Annotated in this window: 21 protein-coding genes; 10 read left to right on the top strand and 11 right to left on the bottom strand. The window is 48.8% G+C overall.

The features are described 5' to 3' along the window. Positions 1 to 13: 13 nt before the first annotated feature. Genes flgG through flgB form a run of 6 tightly spaced genes read right to left on the bottom strand, consistent with a single transcriptional unit; the run spans position 14 to position 4,348 of the window. Positions 14 to 796 carry a flagellar basal-body rod protein FlgG gene (flgG, locus tag JK154_RS04595; RefSeq protein ID WP_211991306.1) on the bottom strand — a complete coding sequence of 261 codons (783 nt, stop codon included), beginning with the start codon at positions 794 to 796 and terminating at the stop codon, positions 14 to 16. A 27-nt stretch (positions 797 to 823) separates the two neighbouring features. Further along, entirely contained in the window at positions 824 to 1,579 is a 756-nt protein-coding gene (locus JK154_RS04600; RefSeq protein WP_211991307.1) for a flagellar basal body rod protein FlgF, read from the bottom strand. A gap of 20 nt (positions 1,580 to 1,599) precedes the next feature. Then, positions 1,600 to 2,811, bottom strand: a complete 1,212-nt coding sequence (flgE, locus tag JK154_RS04605; RefSeq protein ID WP_211991308.1) for a flagellar hook protein FlgE — start codon at positions 2,809 to 2,811, stop codon at positions 1,600 to 1,602. Between the two features lie 26 nt (positions 2,812 to 2,837). Continuing rightward, the gene (flgD, locus tag JK154_RS04610) at positions 2,838 to 3,515 is read right to left on the bottom strand and encodes a flagellar hook assembly protein FlgD (protein WP_211991309.1); all 678 of its coding nucleotides are present in this window, start codon (positions 3,513 to 3,515) and stop codon (positions 2,838 to 2,840) included. Between the two features lie 11 nt (positions 3,516 to 3,526). Further along, the gene (flgC, locus tag JK154_RS04615) at positions 3,527 to 3,931 is read right to left on the bottom strand and encodes a flagellar basal body rod protein FlgC (protein ID WP_211991310.1); all 405 of its coding nucleotides are present in this window, start codon (positions 3,929 to 3,931) and stop codon (positions 3,527 to 3,529) included. 3 nt (positions 3,932 to 3,934) lie between these two features. Then, positions 3,935 to 4,348, bottom strand: coding sequence for a flagellar basal body rod protein FlgB (flgB, locus tag JK154_RS04620; RefSeq protein ID WP_211991311.1), 414 nt, complete (start codon positions 4,346 to 4,348; stop codon positions 3,935 to 3,937). A 157-nt stretch (positions 4,349 to 4,505) separates the two neighbouring features. Between flgB and flgA the strand changes: the two genes are divergently transcribed. From flgA to flgN, 3 genes are all read left to right on the top strand, one after another. After that, the gene (flgA, locus tag JK154_RS04625; RefSeq protein WP_211991312.1) at positions 4,506 to 5,165 is read left to right on the top strand and encodes a flagellar basal body P-ring formation chaperone FlgA; all 660 of its coding nucleotides are present in this window, start codon (positions 4,506 to 4,508) and stop codon (positions 5,163 to 5,165) included. A 93-nt stretch (positions 5,166 to 5,258) separates the two neighbouring features. Next, a complete protein-coding gene (gene flgM, locus JK154_RS04630) occupies positions 5,259 to 5,552 on the top strand; it encodes a flagellar biosynthesis anti-sigma factor FlgM (RefSeq protein ID WP_211991313.1) in 294 nt (97 codons plus the stop codon). Positions 5,553 to 5,554: 2 nt separating this feature from the next. Then, complete coding sequence (flgN, locus tag JK154_RS04635) at positions 5,555 to 5,980, top strand: flagellar export chaperone FlgN (protein ID WP_211991314.1); 426 nt, start codon at positions 5,555 to 5,557, stop codon at positions 5,978 to 5,980. Positions 5,981 to 6,038: 58 nt separating this feature from the next. On the opposite strand, the gene JK154_RS04640 is transcribed toward flgN, so the two are convergent. The 5 genes from JK154_RS04640 to rimJ form a co-directional block, all read right to left on the bottom strand. Next, positions 6,039 to 6,518 (bottom strand): cold shock domain-containing protein, encoded by a 480-nt coding sequence (locus tag JK154_RS04640; RefSeq protein ID WP_211991315.1) that lies wholly within the window; start codon positions 6,516 to 6,518, stop codon positions 6,039 to 6,041. A gap of 94 nt (positions 6,519 to 6,612) precedes the next feature. Then, a complete protein-coding gene (gene murJ / locus JK154_RS04645) occupies positions 6,613 to 8,148 on the bottom strand; it encodes a murein biosynthesis integral membrane protein MurJ (protein ID WP_211991316.1) in 1,536 nt (511 codons plus the stop codon). A 199-nt stretch (positions 8,149 to 8,347) separates the two neighbouring features. Then, positions 8,348 to 9,271, bottom strand: coding sequence for a Gfo/Idh/MocA family oxidoreductase (locus JK154_RS04650; protein ID WP_211991317.1), 924 nt, complete (start codon positions 9,269 to 9,271; stop codon positions 8,348 to 8,350). 2 nt (positions 9,272 to 9,273) lie between these two features. Further along, on the bottom strand, positions 9,274 to 9,927 hold the full coding sequence (locus JK154_RS04655; RefSeq protein WP_211991318.1) for a YceH family protein: 654 nt from the start codon (positions 9,925 to 9,927) through the stop codon (positions 9,274 to 9,276). A 9-nt stretch (positions 9,928 to 9,936) separates the two neighbouring features. After that, positions 9,937 to 10,521: a ribosomal protein S5-alanine N-acetyltransferase gene (rimJ, locus tag JK154_RS04660; protein ID WP_211991374.1), complete on the bottom strand. Its 585-nt coding sequence runs from the start codon at positions 10,519 to 10,521 to the stop codon at positions 9,937 to 9,939. Between the two features lie 228 nt (positions 10,522 to 10,749). Here rimJ and mdtH point away from each other — a divergent pair, with 228 nt between their 5' ends. The 7 genes from mdtH to JK154_RS04695 all read left to right on the top strand — a co-directional run bounded on the left by mdtH (position 10,750) and on the right by JK154_RS04695 (position 17,320). Continuing rightward, positions 10,750 to 11,964 carry a multidrug efflux MFS transporter MdtH gene (mdtH, locus tag JK154_RS04665; protein ID WP_211991319.1) on the top strand — a complete coding sequence of 405 codons (1,215 nt, stop codon included), beginning with the start codon at positions 10,750 to 10,752 and terminating at the stop codon, positions 11,962 to 11,964. A 274-nt stretch (positions 11,965 to 12,238) separates the two neighbouring features. After that, positions 12,239 to 12,799, top strand: a complete 561-nt coding sequence (locus tag JK154_RS04670; RefSeq protein WP_211991320.1) for a lipoprotein — start codon at positions 12,239 to 12,241, stop codon at positions 12,797 to 12,799. Positions 12,800 to 13,018: 219 nt separating this feature from the next. Next, a complete protein-coding gene (gene pyrC / locus JK154_RS04675) occupies positions 13,019 to 14,065 on the top strand; it encodes a dihydroorotase (RefSeq protein ID WP_211991321.1) in 1,047 nt (348 codons plus the stop codon). Between the two features lie 72 nt (positions 14,066 to 14,137). Continuing rightward, positions 14,138 to 14,383: a DNA damage-inducible protein I gene (gene dinI, locus JK154_RS04680; RefSeq protein ID WP_211991322.1), complete on the top strand. Its 246-nt coding sequence runs from the start codon at positions 14,138 to 14,140 to the stop codon at positions 14,381 to 14,383. A gap of 338 nt (positions 14,384 to 14,721) precedes the next feature. Further along, complete coding sequence (gene bssS, locus JK154_RS04685) at positions 14,722 to 14,976, top strand: biofilm formation regulator BssS (protein ID WP_211991375.1); 255 nt, start codon at positions 14,722 to 14,724, stop codon at positions 14,974 to 14,976. A gap of 302 nt (positions 14,977 to 15,278) precedes the next feature. Beyond that, a complete protein-coding gene (gene solA / locus JK154_RS04690; RefSeq protein WP_211991323.1) occupies positions 15,279 to 16,394 on the top strand; it encodes an N-methyl-L-tryptophan oxidase in 1,116 nt (371 codons plus the stop codon). Positions 16,395 to 16,765: 371 nt separating this feature from the next. After that, positions 16,766 to 17,320 (top strand): cytochrome b, encoded by a 555-nt coding sequence (locus JK154_RS04695; protein ID WP_211991324.1) that lies wholly within the window; start codon positions 16,766 to 16,768, stop codon positions 17,318 to 17,320. The last annotated feature ends 6 nt before the right edge of the window (positions 17,321 to 17,326 follow it).

The following is a 17,326-nucleotide window of genomic DNA, read 5'->3' on the forward strand; positions in this document are numbered from 1 at the left end:
CCTGGCTAACAGCTTATAGTTGTGCCAGTTTTTGCAGCATTTGGTCAGTGGTGGAGACCGCCTTGCTGTTAATTTCATAAGCACGCTGTACTTGGATCATGTTCACCAGTTCCTCTGCTACGTTGACATTAGACGTTTCAACATAGCCCTGATACAACAACCCTGAGCCATTTAAACCCGGCGTAGTATCATTCGGTGCACCCGAGGATTGGGTTTCCACATATAAGTTCTCACCGACACTTTCAAGCCCGGCATCGTTGACGAAAGTCGTCAGGTTCAGCTGGCCAATCTGCACCGGCAATGTCTGACCTGGCACTGTCGCACTCACGATACCATCCCGTGCAATGGTCAGTTTCAACGCATTCGCAGGCACAGTGATCGCGGGCTGAACCTGAAAACCGCTGGACGTCACTAACTGACCATTTTGATCCATCTGGAATGAACCATCCCGGGTATAGGCCGCAGTGCCATCGGGCATCATAATCTGAAAGAAGCCCTGCCCTTTAATGGCAACATCTTTGCTGTTATTGGTTTGTGACAAATTACCGGGGCTATGCAGACGCTCGGTCGCCACTGGACGAACACCGGTGCCTATCTGCAGGCCGGATGGCAAGGTGGTCTGCTCAGAAGACTGCGCCCCTGGCTGACGTACCGTTTGATAAAGCAAATCTTCAAACACGGCACGTTGACGTTTAAAACCATTGGTGGAAACGTTTGCCAGGTTGTTGGCAATCACATCCATATTGGTTTGCTGTGCATCAAGCCCTGTTTTGGCAATCCACAAAGAACTGATCATAGTAATCCTGTATTAGTTAGCCTGATGTCAGGTCACAGACAATAACGTATTGGCACGCTGGGCGTTTTCATCCACCCCAGAGATGATTTTCATCTGCATCTCAAAGCGCCGGGCATTGGCTATCATATCGGTCATGGCTTCCGCGGGTTTCACGTTGCTCCCTTCCAGCACACCAGAAAGCACGCGTACCGTTTCATCCATTGGCAATACGGCACCACGAGTCGCCTGGGTTGTCTGATTCGGCCGGAATAACCCATCATCCCCACGAACCACTTCCTGGGCACTGGCACTGACAAGTTTCAGCCGGCCCACAGGACCTACTGTTTCCGGGCCATCACCGGCATTCAGTACCGAGAGGGTTCCATCCGCAGCAACTGTCACCGCAGCACCTTCTGGTACGGCAATAGGGCCTCCATCGCCCATCACCAGCCGGCCAGCGATGGTTAGCTGCCCGCCGGGACTGACTTGAATATTACCGTTGCGGGTATAAGCCTCCTGGCCATTCTGTCCCTGCACCACCAGCCAGCCATCCTGCTGTACCGCCACATCAAGCGCACGCGAGGTATAGTCAAGCTGTCCTGGTGTCATGTCCGCTCCAGGCGTTGAGGCAACTACCAGCGTTCGTGTCGGTAATGACTGCCCCTCCACAGGTACCGCACGCAATGCATTGAGCTGCGCGCGAAACCCAGGGGTAGAAGCATTCGCTAAATTACTGGCTGTCACAGCCTGTTGATTGAGGGTTTGGCTTGCCGCCCCCATGGCTGTATAGATAGCGTGATCCATTGAGACTCCCCGTCAGAACCTTAGCGTAAGTTAACCAGGTTGTTGAGGATCTGATCCTGCGTTTTGATAGTCTGAGCATTAGACTGGTAGTTACGCTGGGCAACGATCATATTGACCAGCTCTTTGCTCAGATCAACGTTGGACGCTTCCAGTGCACCACTGGTCAGTAAACCAAAGTTGCCGCTACCTGCAGTGCCCAATAACGAGGTTCCTGAAGCACGTGTTTCCGCCCAGACATTATCCCCTTTGGACTCCAGACCACCCGGGTTTGCAAAGTTGGTCAGAACAATCTGCCCCAGTAACTGGCTCTGTTCGTTGGAGTACTGCCCCACTAACGAACCGTCATTATTAATGTGATAAGAGACAAGGTCGCCCGGCTTGTAGCCATTCTGACTCGCCCCCAGCACGTAGTTATCACCGGTGTTTTGCTGCATTGAATTTCTGAAATCCAGGGTGAAGGTTGCTGCATTAGCACCATCCGTAACGCCCGTGGTGATGTTTCCAATGCTGCCGTCATCTTGCAGGTTACCGTTATTATCAAACTTAAGGGTTGTCGCCAGTTGCGGCTCGCTATTCGGTACACTGCTATCAAGGGCGTAAACATTCCAGCTATTAGCTGTTTTATCTTTAACAAAAAAGAGGTTCATATCATGCACGTTACCCTGACTGTCAAATACAGTAAGGGATGTCTTTTTGTTAAAGCTGTCAGTTTTCGTCGGATCAAACTTATCAATGTCTGGTATTTGGGACATGGAGTTAAGGTTAATCTGCATCTCTGCCGTTGTTGTCGAACGCGCTGGCATCAGGGTGTTCGGCACGGAGAGCGCAACAGGGTTCGCCCCCTGTTGAATCGTCGGTGGAACCCCGGTGGCTGGGTAGCCAGTTAACTGTAAGCCTTGCATGTTAACAAGGTTACGGTTCTCATCGAGCTTGAACTGCCCGTTGCGACTGTAGAGTGCCTGCCCGGCACTGTCCATCAGACGGAAGAAACCATTCTGGCTAATGGCGACATCCAGGCCCCGGCCGGTATTGGTCGTTATGCCGTCATTAAAATCCTGCATGACATCAGCAACTTTTACGCCCAGCCCTGTTTTTGAACCAGCAAACATATCGGAAAAAGCCACTGAACTGGACTTAAAACCATAGGTGGCGGAGTTGGCTATGTTGTTACCAATCACATCGAGATTTGCGGCTGCAGCATTCAGGCCGCTTATCGCTTGAGAAAACGCCATGTCTTGCTCCTGCTAAAGTTAAAGGTTTAAATAATCTGCCTGATTTGGTCTAGCGTGCTGTTACCGTAAGTCCCTAAATCTAATAGGACATTGCCGTCACTGCGAACCACACCATTGACCATGGCGAAGTTCAGTGGCTGTGCCACTAATTGGTTGCCACCATTGGTTGCATTGATAGAAACGGTATAAGCCCCGTCAGCTGCTGCAGAACCATCGTCCAGTGATCCATCCCAGTTAAAGGTATGGACCCCCGCACTGAGGCCGCCCAGTTCAATGGTGCGAACCACTTTTCCATCTTTATCATTAATCGTGGCTGTGACTTTATCTGCCGCCTGCACGAGATCCACACCGAAAGGCGTGGTTGTGCTTTTGCCCACCAGCACTTTGTCACCGGGTATCATCACCCCGTGACCAATCAGGCTACTGGCTTGAACTGACTGATTATTGTTTAGCTGGCCGGAGATAGCGCCAAGGGTGGTATTGAGTTTTTCAACGCCACTGACCGTACTGATTTGCGCCAGCTGGGTGGTCAGCTCGTTGTTCTGCATTGGATTGGTCGGGTCCTGGTTCTTTAACTGTGCAACAAGCAGGGTCAAAAAACTGCCTTGTAAATCGGCAGCATTATTTCCAACCATACTGCTCGCGCCAGTCACATCTTGGGTACCGTTAGCCGCGGTATCATTGACCTTCACGGAAATAGACATTTACGTATCCTTTATTGGCCCAGCGTCAGTGTTTTAAGCATCATGCTTTTGGCCGTGTTAAGCACTTCTACGTTGGCCTGATAGCTACGGGAAGCCGACATGCTGTTGACCATTTCACCGACCACATCCACATTTGGCATACGCACATACCCATTCGCATCCGCCAATGGGTTACCCGGCTGGTAGATAAGCTTATCGGGGGCATTACTTTCCACCACCTGCGTCACTTTAACCCCACCGGTGGCTGCACCTGGCGCACCATCAACCTGGAAAACCACCTGTTTTGCGCGATAAGGCTGACCATCAGGCCCCGTCGCACTGTCCGCGTTGGCGAGGTTACTCGCCGCCACGTTCAGACGTTTGGACTGTGCGGTCATGGCTGAAGCCGCAATATCAAAGACATTCAGTAAGGCCATGGGTTATCCTTGTTGCAGCACCGACATCATGCTTTTAATTTGCCCGCCGAGTACTGTCAGGTTAGATTGATAACCCACTGTATTATCTGCAAACTGTGTGCGCTCACGGTCCATGTCGACGGTATTACCGTCCAGTGCGGGCTGGTCAGGAATGCGGTAGAGAAGATCCAGCGCAGGAGACGAATGGGCTTGAGCAGGAATGTGGCCAACAGCCGTGGTTGTCAGAGCAAGACCGCCCCCTTCAACACGCCCCCGGGCTAATACTTTTTTCATCTCACTGGCAAAATCAATGTCACGCGCCTGGAATCCTGGCGTATCGGCATTAGCAATATTCCCGGCGAGAATTTCCTGACGCTGGGCACGCAAATTAAGCGCCTCTTGTTGGAATCTGAGTGCGGCGTCTAGTTTATCGAGCATTTTCCCTCCATTTTTCACAGAATAAGGAATATGCCAAAGCTTAAAGCGCCTGCCCCCTACACGATGGGAAGAATAGACGCAAAATACCCTGCTATTTGTTGCATTGGCAAAATCAACTGCCCGGTAAAATCACTCTGTCGGAAAAAGGAGAATGATAATGCGCTACCTGAAACTCGGGATTGTTTTTGCCACGATGATGGTCAGCCAGATCAGTTTTTCAGCTGATCTTAATGCATTACTGCTACCTTATTTTCAGCAACGTTTAGCGGGTGTCAGTGATGACGTGCGTGTTGAGCTCAAAACGGACCCGGCCCATCTGCTGAGTTGTGCATCCCCTGAGTTTTCAACCCCTGGCAATAGCCGACTGTGGGGTTTAATGAGTGTGATGATGCGCTGTGGCAGTGAAAAACGTTTTATTCAGGTTCAGGTTACCGCCATGGGTCAGTATGTGGTCGCCACCCGTTCAATTTTGCGCGGCACGCCATTAGATATCGGGAGCATAACGTTAAACCGCGGGCGTCTCGATACATTACCTAACCAAACGATTACCCTCACAGAGCAAGCCGTTAACGGGGTGGCTCTGCGCGATATTACGCCTGGCATGCCCTTAACCCGATCAATGATACGTCAGGCCTGGCGGGTGAAAGCAGGACAACAAGTTAGGGTTATTGCCAATGGTGATGGTTTCAGTGTCAATAGCGAAGGCCGGGCACTGAACAATGTTGCCGTGGGCCAGTATGGCCGTGTGCGCATGGATTCTGGACAGATTGTGAGCGGGAAAGTAGATACTGATGGGAATATTCTGATTAATCTGTAATCTTTTTAAAGATTACACAGCTGTTGCCGATAGTATTCCCAGTACAGATAATAACTGGCTATAAGCCGCAAGACCCTCGGTGAGGAAAATAGAATGAGCATTGATCGTACATCTCCTTTAAATCCGGTCAGCACCGTACAACAGCGTGAAACCAATGATCACCCGACACTACAGAACCGTCCGGGGAAGTCCACGTCAACAAACAGTACCCATGTGCAGATTAGCGATGCCCAGGCGAAGCTGATGCAACCCAGTGATAGTGATATTAATCTGGCCCGTGTGGAAGCCTTAAAAACAGCAATCCGTAATGGTGAAGTCAAGATGGACACCGGTAAGATTGCCGATGCGTTGTTGCAGGAAGCTCGTAATACACTGTCAGGTAAATAATCGTGACACGTCTGACAGAGATCCTGAACCAGATGGCTGGCGTACTGGATTCACTGGAAACGGTGATGAATGCAGAGCAGCAACAGCTTTGTGCAGGCCAAATTAATGGCAGCACACTGCAGCGAATTACCGAAGATAAAAGCTCGCTCCTGGCGACGCTCGACTATCTCGACACGTTACGCCAGAAGGAACAAAAATCCCATGGCACGCTCCCCCCTGAGCAGGAAACAAGATGGCTGGCTATGGGGCAACAAATTAAACGACTCAGTAATATCAACCAACACAGTGGCTGGTTACTTGCATCCCAGCGAGAACATACTGAGCAGGCTCTGGCTATTCTCAAACCGCATCAGGCACCCCAGTTTTATGGTGCCGATGGCCAGGCCAAGTCGGGTGTCAATCACGGTAATAAAAAATTCCCCTACTGACTCTGCCTCGCCCTTATGGCGCTGGTCACAATCTGCGACCAGCCTCCGTTAACCTGGCTTACAGTGCTTTAAGGATTTTTACCGTCTCTGCAATATCTATCTCATCTTCTGAAAAGATAAACTCGTGGTTCTGAAACGTGGTGACAGACAGTTTTTGCATGTTGCGCATTTCGCCAGGCTGATTTCCCTCTTTGGGGCGAATATTATTCATTAGCAACCCTACCGATAATACCGTATTTTCTTTGTCAATCCTGGCTTCAGCGGGAACCTCTTCGCTGTAAACCCGAAAGGATTTAATCGCGGTAATTTTAATCTGTTCACCTGCAATAAAAATATATTTACTGGCGGCTAGTACTTTAACCCCGAAGGCGGATAACCCTTTATTATTGGTGCCCGGTTCAAAAGTCACCGCCGCACCTTTCTTAACCAATTCAGGATTCGTCACTTTGATAATATGAAAATAACGGTTGTTGCCTTCATCGTCTTTAATAAATCCGAACCCTTTATCTTCAAACCAGGTTGTGATTGTTCCATTCATTGTGCTACCACCTAATTAACGCGCTTATTTATCTTTACTGTATATGAATCGTGGGCAAACACCGCCTGGTTATGCCCACCTGCTTTTCAGACTATTATACTGTACGTTTAGCAAAATCTTTTAATTTGAAGCCCAGCAACATCAGGGTCGCAAAATAAGAGGCTGCGCCCACCACCACCACCAGCATTAAGCGCGACAGACGATAGAGCATCGACCCCGTATCCCAGGAAGGTAACAGCATCAGCATGCCGATCAGGGCCACCGACATCACCGCCACGGCGATGATAAGGCGTAACAGGAACAGCTTCCAGCCTGGTTGTGGTCTGAAAATATCCTGCTTACGTAGCTGCCAGTAAAGTAACGCCGCATTGAGGCACGCCGCCAGCCCGATAGAAAGCGACAATCCTGCGTGTTTCAGTGGACCAATAAATGCCAGATTCATCAGCTGAGTAAGAATAATAGTGGCAACAGCAATTTTTACCGGTGTTTTGATATTTTGTCGTGAATAAAACCCCGGGGCTAATACTTTTACAGCGATCAGGCCTAACAGACCAATGGAATAAGCCACTAACGCCCGCTGCGTCATCAGTGCATCAAACGCGCTGAAACTGCCATACTGAAACAGTGAGATCACAAGCGGTTTAGCCAGGATACCCAACGCGACCGAACAAGGGAGCGCCAGTAAAAAACAGAGTCGCAATCCCCAGTCCATCAAACGGTTATAGCCTTCGTGGTCACCTGCTGAGTATGTTTTAGCCAGTGAGGGCAGCAGTATTGTGCCCAGGGCTACACCCAGAACGCCCGCCGGGAACTCCATCAGACGGTCAGCATAATACATCCAGGAAACCGAACCAGACGCCAAAAATGAGGCGAAAATAGTATTAATTATCAGTGAAATCTGGCTAACGGAGACCCCCACAATTGCCGGCCCCATTTGCTTAACGACCCGTAACGATCCACTGTCCCGGAAGTTGATCCGCGGCAAGACCAGCATCCCAATTTTCTTTAAATAAGGGAGCTGGTAAGCCAGTTGTAGTACCCCACCCACGGTGACCGCCCAGGCCAGCGCTAATATGGGCGGGTTCATGTGCGGAGCCACCAGCAGAGCAAATATAATCATACTGATATTCAGCAGGGTCGGGGCAAATGCCGGCACCGAAAATCGGTTCCAGGTATTTAATATAGCGCCGACCAGTGATGCCGTTGAAATCAGCAAAATATAGGGGAAGGTGATTCGCAACAGGCTACTGGTTAACGCGAATTTATCCGCGTCATCAGTAAACCCCGGGGCTGTGACCATAATCACCCAGGGCGCAGCCAGCATGCCTAAAACGGTAATGACCGCCAGTACCAGCGTCAGTAACCCGGCAATATAAGAAACAAACAGGCGGGTATCTTCCATCTCCTGACGGCTTTTATACTCCGCCAGTATCGGCACAAACGCCTGGGAAAAAGCCCCTTCAGCAAAAATACGCCGCAATAAATTAGGCAGCTTAAAGGCGACAAAAAAGGCATCGGTTGCCATTCCGGCACCAAAGACTCTGGCAACAATGGCATCACGAGCAAATCCCAGTACGCGAGAAACCATGGTCATCGAACTGACCGCCGCCAGTGATTTTAATAAATTCATTTAGTTTGTGATTCCACAAGCAATCAGCCTGAATCGCAGGCATCGGGTAATCTGGTAACAGGTCGTGGATTCTTTTACATCACAGACATGCCCAGCCGCTAACGGACAAATACTCTTTATGTTTTCCGAACAGATAACGTTATCGCGGCATAGTCTACCGATACGCGCCTGAAATGCTACTGCCAGAGATGTTACAGTTTTATTCTTTTATTGCGTCTCGCCATAGTTTCTCAACTACCCGTTGTGCCAGAATAGCCTGCTCACCCGCCGTGTCGGGAACCGTTTGATTAGCAACACAATCAATAAAATGGCGGGCACAGGCAACAAAACCTCGTTGTTCCAGAGAGCTTTGCCATGCAGGCGTCGGACGCTCAAGAATGCCCGCCCCACACTCTTCTCGCCACTGGCGCATGTCGACCACCTCATACAGCCCCCCCCTGGTCACCGCCTGAACCCATTCCCGCTGACTACCAGCACAGCGATGCATGCTGGTGGTTATGATTAATTTTTCCAGCCGAAAATGGTGCTCTGCATATAACAACTGCCCCTGGTCATTGGTTTCAATCACGCCACTTTGCAGGCTGGCGTCCTGTCCCCCCAACCATAAGGCAGTATCAACCAGGTGTAAGTAGTCATCCAGCAAGGTGAATCGTAAATCATGGGGACCAACACTGTTTAACCGATGCTTGTCCATTCGCAGGGATGATGCGGAGTGTATGTGCTGTTTCAGTCGCTGATACTGAGGGGCGAAGCGGCGATTAAAGGCAACCATCAGGGTCCGCTTTTTCGCCCTGGCCAGTGCGAGTAGCTGTTCTGCATCCTGGAGGTTATCCGCAAGGGGTTTATCGACACAGACATCCACCCCTGCGTTCAGCAATTCGCGTACTACCGCAAAGTGTGAGGCGGTGGTGCTGTGCACAAATACCCCATCACACTGGCTCGCAAGGCTGGATAAAGACGTGACATAAGGGATACGGTACGCTTCACAGACAGGTCGTGCCGTGGCTTCTGTCGGAGAAAAAGCGGCAACGACTTGCCACTCTCCCGAAGCGGCTAACACAGGTAACCAGGCCTTTTGTGCAATGCCACCCAGGCCAACAATACCGATCCGCAGTTTACGCACAATTACGCCTCCGGGCGGTTCAGCAAGGCTTCAATCTGCTGCTTTAAATCAGCAACATCCGCTTCCAGGGCTATCACCCGTGCTTCCAGTTCTGAAGTCTGCGGCGGTACTGTCCCCGTATCCGGGGCCTCGTTTTCCACATCCACAGCACCGCTGAACAGATGCTGGTATCGACTCTCTCGCTTACCCGGCTCACGGGCCAGCCGCACAACAAAGGGGCCGTCTTCCCGATGGGCAAGCTGTTCCAGCGACGCTTCCAGTTGTGCCATATCATTAAATTCAAACATTCTGCCAGTCCTCCCACGGAGTTCTCCCGGAGTCTGGGCACTGCGCAATAACAATGTGGTAATGATGGCAACGTCTGCCGGAGAAAATTTTAAATTACCGAATTCTGAATTACAGAAACGTTGTTCATATTTGGTCACTCGATTACCAAACCCCGTCACCGTACGTAAATAGTGACGTTTCACCAGTTCATCCAGCGTGTCCTGAACCTCTCGTTCGCTCAGTGTCATCACTGGCTCGCGATTTGTCTTCTGATTACAGGCCATCACAATGCCGTTAAGTGACATAGGGTACTGTTCAGGTGTGGTGACCTGTTTTTCTAACAGACTGCCAATAACACGAGCTTCTACAGCAGAGAACTGATGTTTCATTTTTTGTCCTTAGTGACCTGAACGCCACGCTTTATTCGTCAGTGCGGTTAAGACATGATCCTGCCATTGCCCATCAATCAGTAGATAATCTTTGGCGTAGCCCTCTTTTTCAAATCCGAGGCTGCCCAGCACATTTCCGCTACGCTGATTGTGCGGCATGTAACTGGCCATAATACGATGTAATGACTGTGCCTGCTGCATATAACGGTTAGTGGCAGTAAGCGCTTCATGCATGAATCCCTGCCCCTGATATTTTTCCCCAAGGGAATAACCGAGATAACAGGCATTGAACGCCCCGCGCAACACATTGGAATAGTTTGCAACGCCAAGGATCTCTTTCTCATCCGTATCCATTAGCGCAAAATAAAAGGCACTGTGTTGCTGGTGCATCGCTTCTATCATTGCCAGGCGAGCCTGCCAGCCTGAGTTCGAGTAGTAGCTTTCATCACGATATGGTTCCCAGGGTTTGAGAAATCGCCGATTTTCCTCATAATAGTCCGCCAGCCGCCATGAGTCGCGCTCATACACGAGTCGAACCACCAGCCTTTCAGTCAATAAACGCACTTTAGGCACGTTGTTGCGATAGCCAAACATATTACTCCACCCTTTCATTTCACCTGACCTGGACTCACGTCGTGATACTGCCGTTAACCTGTCGCTTGATGGTAGCAAGCTTCCGTCAATTTCCGTTGAGTTGTCGATGAAAAATTTGAATCAATCCCACCGAACGATAAAAAAATATTATCTTGTGTTCCATATTAAAAACATAGGGTTCGCGCGAAAATATCTGTCTTTGAATAATGAATATTCCCGGGAGGGGAAATGTCGGGTATATCGCAAGCCAGGCGTTTGGGTAAATGTTTTCTTTTGATGGATAACATGCTGGTCGTGCTTGGCTTTTTCGTCGTTTTTCCCTTAATTTCGATTCGCTTTGTTGATCAGATGGGGTGGGCCGCCTTGGTGGTAGGTATCGCCCTTGGTTTACGGCAGTTAGTCCAGCAGGGGCTGGGAATTTTTGGCGGCGCGATTGCTGACCGGCTCGGTGCAAAACCAATGATCATAACAGGGATGCTACTACGGGCGGCGGGTTTTGCTTCAATGGCTGTCGCTGATGCCCCTTGGTTGCTCTGGCTGTCCTGCATCATTTCGGGGGTCGGTGGCACATTGTTTGATCCGCCACGATCAGCACTGGTGATTAAGCTGGTACGCCCGGCCCAGCGCGGTCGTTTTTTTTCCCTGTTAATGATGCAGGACAGCGCTGGCGCAGTAACAGGTGCCCTGCTTGGTAGCTGGTTACTGCAGTTCAATTTTTCCCTGGTGTGTGCCATCGGTGCGGTCATTTTTATTCTCTGTGCCTTGTTCAACCTTTGGCTACTTCCCGCATATAAGTTGTCAACAATCAGAACACCGGTACGTGAAGGGATGGCTATCGTACTGAAAGATAAACGTTTCGTTACCTATGTTCTGACACTCACAGGCTACTATATGCTGGCGGTGCAGGTGATGTTGATGCTGCCAATTATGGTGAATAATATCGCCGGCACCCCTGCGGCGGTAAAATGGATGTATGCTATTGAAGCTACCCTTTCCCTCACGCTGCTTTATCCCATTGCCCGTTATAGTGAGCAACGTTTTAGTCTTGAACAACGCCTGATGGCAGGATTATTGCTGATGACCGTCAGCATGGTACCAATGGGCTTAAGCAGTTCACTGCAGCAACTGTTTTCCCTGATTTGTGTTTTCTATTTTGGGGCTATTATTGCAGAGCCTGCACGTGAGACACTCAGCGCCTCACTGGCTGACTCCCGCGCCAGGGGGAGCTACATGGGCTTTAGCCGTCTTGGCCTTGCCTTTGGTGGTGCGCTGGGCTATGCCGGTGGCGGCTGGTTATTTGATGTGGGCCACGATTTTAACCAACCCGAACTGCCCTGGGCGATACTCGGGATCATTGGTGCCATGACGCTAATGCTGCTGTGGTGGCAATTCTTGCCTGAGCATGTAAAGTCACCAGTAACGGAAACAGATAAACTTGGATAATCCTGTCATTCCCCTTTCTTTTTCTGGGGCCCCGCGCTTCAGAATAATTTGAATGGGTTGTCGATGCTGCGTTGCCACAGGTGCCGGTGATGCGCAGATTCGCGAAATCATCACGGGTATCGGATAAAAATGCCAAAGCTGAACAAAACATCGGGGAGATGGTCTGTTAAGGTAGGGTATTTTAGCGTTAACAACGATGGATAATACCAGTTATCTGGGTCATGAAAGTCTTGCATAAAGCCTTTTCATGGTGATGCAGTCAACGAGGATGTAGATGAAAACGTTTTTTTTAACCGCCATATTGGCATTGGGATCTTTACTTGTCGGATGTAACCCACTCACTCAGTACCAGGTCAGTGAAAACACTATCAATCAGGCGCTGGAAAAACACAACCACTTTGCAAAAAGTATCGGGATCCCCGGCGTCGCTGATGCCCAGGTTACACTCACTGATCTCGTCAGTCAGATAGGGCGTGAAGAACCGAATACGGTGATATTAAGCGGTAAGGCTAACCTGGATATTTCCTCTCTTTTCGGCTCCCAGAAAGCAACGATTCAGTTGAAGATGAAAACTAAGCCCGCTTTTGATAAAGAAACCGGGGCGATTTATCTGCGGGAAATAGAGATTGTTGACAGCCAGATAGAACCTGAAAAGATGCAAAATATTCTGCAAATGGTGATGCCTTATCTGAGCCAGTCATTACGCAGTTACTTTAATCAGAATCCCGCTTATGAGCTCAGTAATGATCGCAGCAAGGCTGAGTCTCTGGCCAAAAAACTGGCGAAAGGCATTGAGGTTCGACCGGGGGAAATTATCATTCCATTTACTGATTAAATTCAACGCCCTGCCATTGCAGGCAGGCGGCAACGCAGCAAATCCCCGGGAGCTGACATCAGTCAGTGACCGGGGTGAGCGAGGACAGCCAACGCACCTGCGGCTTGAACTATGACGTGTATAGTTGATGCAAACGGAAACGTTTTCCCTTATCCTTATATCCCGGCAGAAAACCCTGTAAATGTCTGATATTCCCCCCTCTTGCGCCGGAGCACATTCATGACTGTATTTCCCCAGGTATTAAAAATTCGCCGTCCCGATGACTGGCATATCCATTTACGCGACAGTGATATGCTAAAAACCGTGGTGCCTTATACCAGCCAGGTTTATGGCCGCGCAATTGTGATGCCCAATCTGATGCCCCCCATCACGAGCGTTGAAGCCGCAATACATTATCGCCAGCGTATTCTCGATGCTGTACCTGCCGGGCATAAATTTGAGCCACTGATGACCTGTTATTTGACCGATACGCTGGAGCCGGATGTGCTCGAGCAAGGGTTCAGACAAGGGGTCTTCACCGCCGCCAAGCTTTATCCGGCCAATGCGACAACCAACTCAAGCCACGGAGTAACCAGTACCGCAGCCATCATGCCGGTCCTAGAAAGAATGCAGAAAATCGGTATGCCACTCCTGATTCATGGGGAAGTGACCCATGCTGATATTGATATCTTCGACCGCGAAGCGCGCTTTATTGAGACTGTGCTGGAGCCATTACGCCAGCAACTCCCGGCTCTTAAAGTCGTCTTCGAGCATATCACCACTAAAGATGCGGCCCAGTATGTTAAAGAGGGAAACTCGCTGATTGGTGCCACAATAACGCCACAGCATTTGATGTTTAACCGCAACCATATGCTCGTGGGCGGTATTCGCCCGCATCTTTATTGCTTGCCTATTTTGAAGCGCAGCATTCATCAGGAGGCGTTACGCGAGCTGGTCGCCAGTGGATGCTCACGTGTATTCCTTGGTACGGATTCTGCCCCGCATACTCAAGGACGTAAAGAATCAAGTTGTGGTTGTGCCGGTTGTTTTAATGCCCCTTCCGCCCTGGGCGCTTATGCGACAGTATTCGAGGACATGAATGCATTGGCTCATTTGGAAGCGTTCTGCTCACTGAATGGCCCGGCATTCTACGGCCTGCCTGTTAATGAGGGCACCATCGAGTTAGTTCGTACCGCTGAGAAAATACCCGAAAAAATCAGCAGCCCTGACGGTGATATTGTGCCTTTCCTGGCGGGAGAAACGGTGCGCTGGTCGGTCAACGCGTAATTTTTTCTTGTGCCTATTGTGCCATGAATAATGATACTGTATACATATACAGTATCATTATTGGAGGCCATTATGCATATTGACGTCACCATTGCCAAAACTACCCCTTTACCTTCTGGTGCTGTTGAAGCGCTGGCAGGGGAATTATCCCGGCGGATCCAACATGCTTACCCGGATGTCCCAACCGAGGTACAGGTACGCCTTGCCACCAGCAATCAGTTATCCGTGCTTGGTGGCGCGAAAGAAGATAAAACCCGTATTAGCGAAATCCTTCAGGAAACATGGGAAAGTGCTGATGACTGGTTCAGTGCCGAATAGCACCGCGTCCAGTGGCACTGGGTTATTTCTCAGGGGGGGGCTGCCTCTCCCTGTGTTTGTCTTCACGCTATTCTATTGAATTTAAATTATCCATTGCGGCTATGCCCGCCCTGTTTTCCCGCGTTTTTTATTATTCTCCTCTCCTTTATTTTTAGTATAAAAAACAGCCAGGTGGCATAAATTAATTTGTATGCAGGCCGTGAATAATGTTAGAAAGTATTGTCGGGAATTTATTTATCCTGCGGTTATTTTCGAGAAGAGATATACTTAGTACGTTTACTTTTATCTTGCATGAACCTCACTAGTCGTTGTCTTTTTACACGTTATAAGGGGTTATGATGGAAAAGAATAAAGATGTGATTCAAACTCATCCTCTTATCGGATGGGATATCAGTACGGTAGACAGCTATGACGCTATGATGCTACGCCTGCACTACCTGACATCTGATAATCAAAAGCAAGATGAAACAGAAATCGGGCAAACATTATGGCTGACTACTGATGTCGCCAGGCAATTTATCTCTATCCTTGAAGCAGGGATAGCAAAGATTGAGTCCAGTGATTATCAGGTTAGTGACTATCGTAAGCACTGATGTTTACCATGCCGATTACGCTAAGTATCAGAGTCCCCATTAAGTAAAAACTCACTTTACTCGTCCCTTGAGGGGGCGTTGACCGTCCCCTCATACCCGCATCATTTTTATCTTCCTTTGCTATTTTATCCTTGCATAAATTGCATGCGCCTGATGAATTAATTACCCTCTGTCCCTTAAAGAAATCAAGTTCTTCGTGACGCTTGCCCGACATCCCGTCACGGCGGTGTGCTGAACCTGACGAAGAGTCCCCTTGATAACGTCAAGCATGACAGGCATTACCCTAAATATGAGAGAACACCATGACATATGATCTTATCATCGTTGGTAGCGGTTCCGTGGGAGCTGCTGCAGGATGTTATGCGGCCAACTCTGGCCTGAAAGTACTGATGATTGACAGCGCACATCCTCCTCATACCCAGGGCAGCCATCATGGTGATACACGCCTGATACGCCATGCTTATGGTGAAGGGGAAAAGTACGTGCCACTCGTTTTACGGGCTCAAACCCTGTGGAATGCTCTGGCAGAGATCAGTGGTGCAAAGCTGTTCCATCGGACTGGGGTGATTAATGTCGGCCCGACTGATTCGTCGTTTATTAAAAATATAAAAAATAGCGCATTGAAATACGACTTACCCCTTGAAGAAATGCGTGCCTCAGACGTTAAGGCTCGCTGGCCAGAACTTGTCATCCCTGAAGATTACATCGGTCTTTTTGAGCCTGATTCTGGTGTTCTTAAGAGTGAGATTGCTGTCGAGACGTATATTCGTCTGGCAAAACAAGGTGGGGCAACACAGCGGTTTAACTGCCAGGTGAATGATATTCAGTATCAGAATGATCATGTCACCGTGATTACGGATGACGGCAACTATACTGGTACCAGGCTGCTGATCAGCGCAGGTACCTGGGTGAAAAAATTGCTGCCGACGCTCCCCATTACCCCGGTACGTAAGATTTTTGCCTGGCATCAGGCTGACGGCCGCTACAGTGAGAATAATCGCTTCCCGGCATTCACGGCCGAAACACCTGATGGGCAACAATACTATGGCTTTCCATCAGAAGATAATGAGCTGAAGGTGGCCAGGCATAATGGCGGGCAAGTCATTAGTCAGCCAGAGCAGCGCCTTCCCTTTGGTCATGTTGCAGGAGACGGGCTGGAAGTTTTTCCTTTCTTGCGTGAATTTTTGCCCGGTATTGGCTGCTGTTTGCATGGTGCGTCATGCACTTATGACAATACTCCCGATGAAGACTTTATTATTGACACGCTGCCAGGACAGGATAATACCTTAATTATTTCCGGACTCAGTGGGCATGGTTTTAAATTTGCCAGTGTCCTGGGGGAAATTGCCTGTCAGTTCGCACTCGGCAAAACTTCTGATTACGATCAGTCCCCCTTTTCCTTGTCCCGTTTTAAATAATACAGAATTTTTTGAGGTGGCGATTCTTTCGCCACTTTTAATAAATATGAGTACTGTCTTTTACTATAAAAAACTATTCATATGACAATTTTATCTGTGAAAATTCAGTATTGTTGTATAGCCGCAAATTGACAATAAAATACAAATAAATATAAATATGTACAAAAAATAAGATTAATAAAAACAGTAATAAACCCATTAAATACAATAAACAACTACACTTTCTCTATAAAACAGAAAGACAATATGGTCTCTCAGTCAAATTTTATGAAAAAAAATATTTATATTTAATTAACATTCATTTTAAGTTGCTTTAAATAATACGGATAGTCTATGGTTCGTTTAATCATCGACAAACTGGGTACGATATTATGCAATGGCGAAACTCACCACAACGCTATGGCTCACTATCAGTGTTAATACACTGGTCAGTGGCAATAACCGTCTATGGTATGTTTGCATTAGGCTTATGGATGGTGACGCTGAGTTATTACAGCGACTGGTATCATAAGGCACCTGATTTACATAAGAGTATTGGTATCACGTTGATGATGGTCATGGTGATTCGTGTCATCTGGCGTTTTATTTCCCCCCCACCACCGTCATTAAAAAGCTATTCACCACTAACCCGTATTGCCGCGGTAACCGCGCATGTCCTGTTGTATGTGTTGTTATTTAGCATTCTGCTCAGTGGTTATTTTATTTCCACTGCGGACGGAAAAGGTATCAGTCTGTTTGGTTTCGCCGAAATACCGGCATTATTAAGTGATGGTGCCACTCAGGCTGATTTTGCTGGAGATATTCACCTGTGGCTTGCCTGGAGCCTGGTGATTATTTCTCTGTTGCATGGCCTGGCAGCGTTAAAACATCACTTTATTGATAAAGATGCCACCCTCAAACGTATGTTGGGTAAAGCATCAAATTAACTATGG

This window comes from Citrobacter sp. JGM124 (genome assembly GCF_018257795.1).
Classification (GTDB): Bacteria; Pseudomonadota; Gammaproteobacteria; order Enterobacterales; family Enterobacteriaceae; genus JGM124.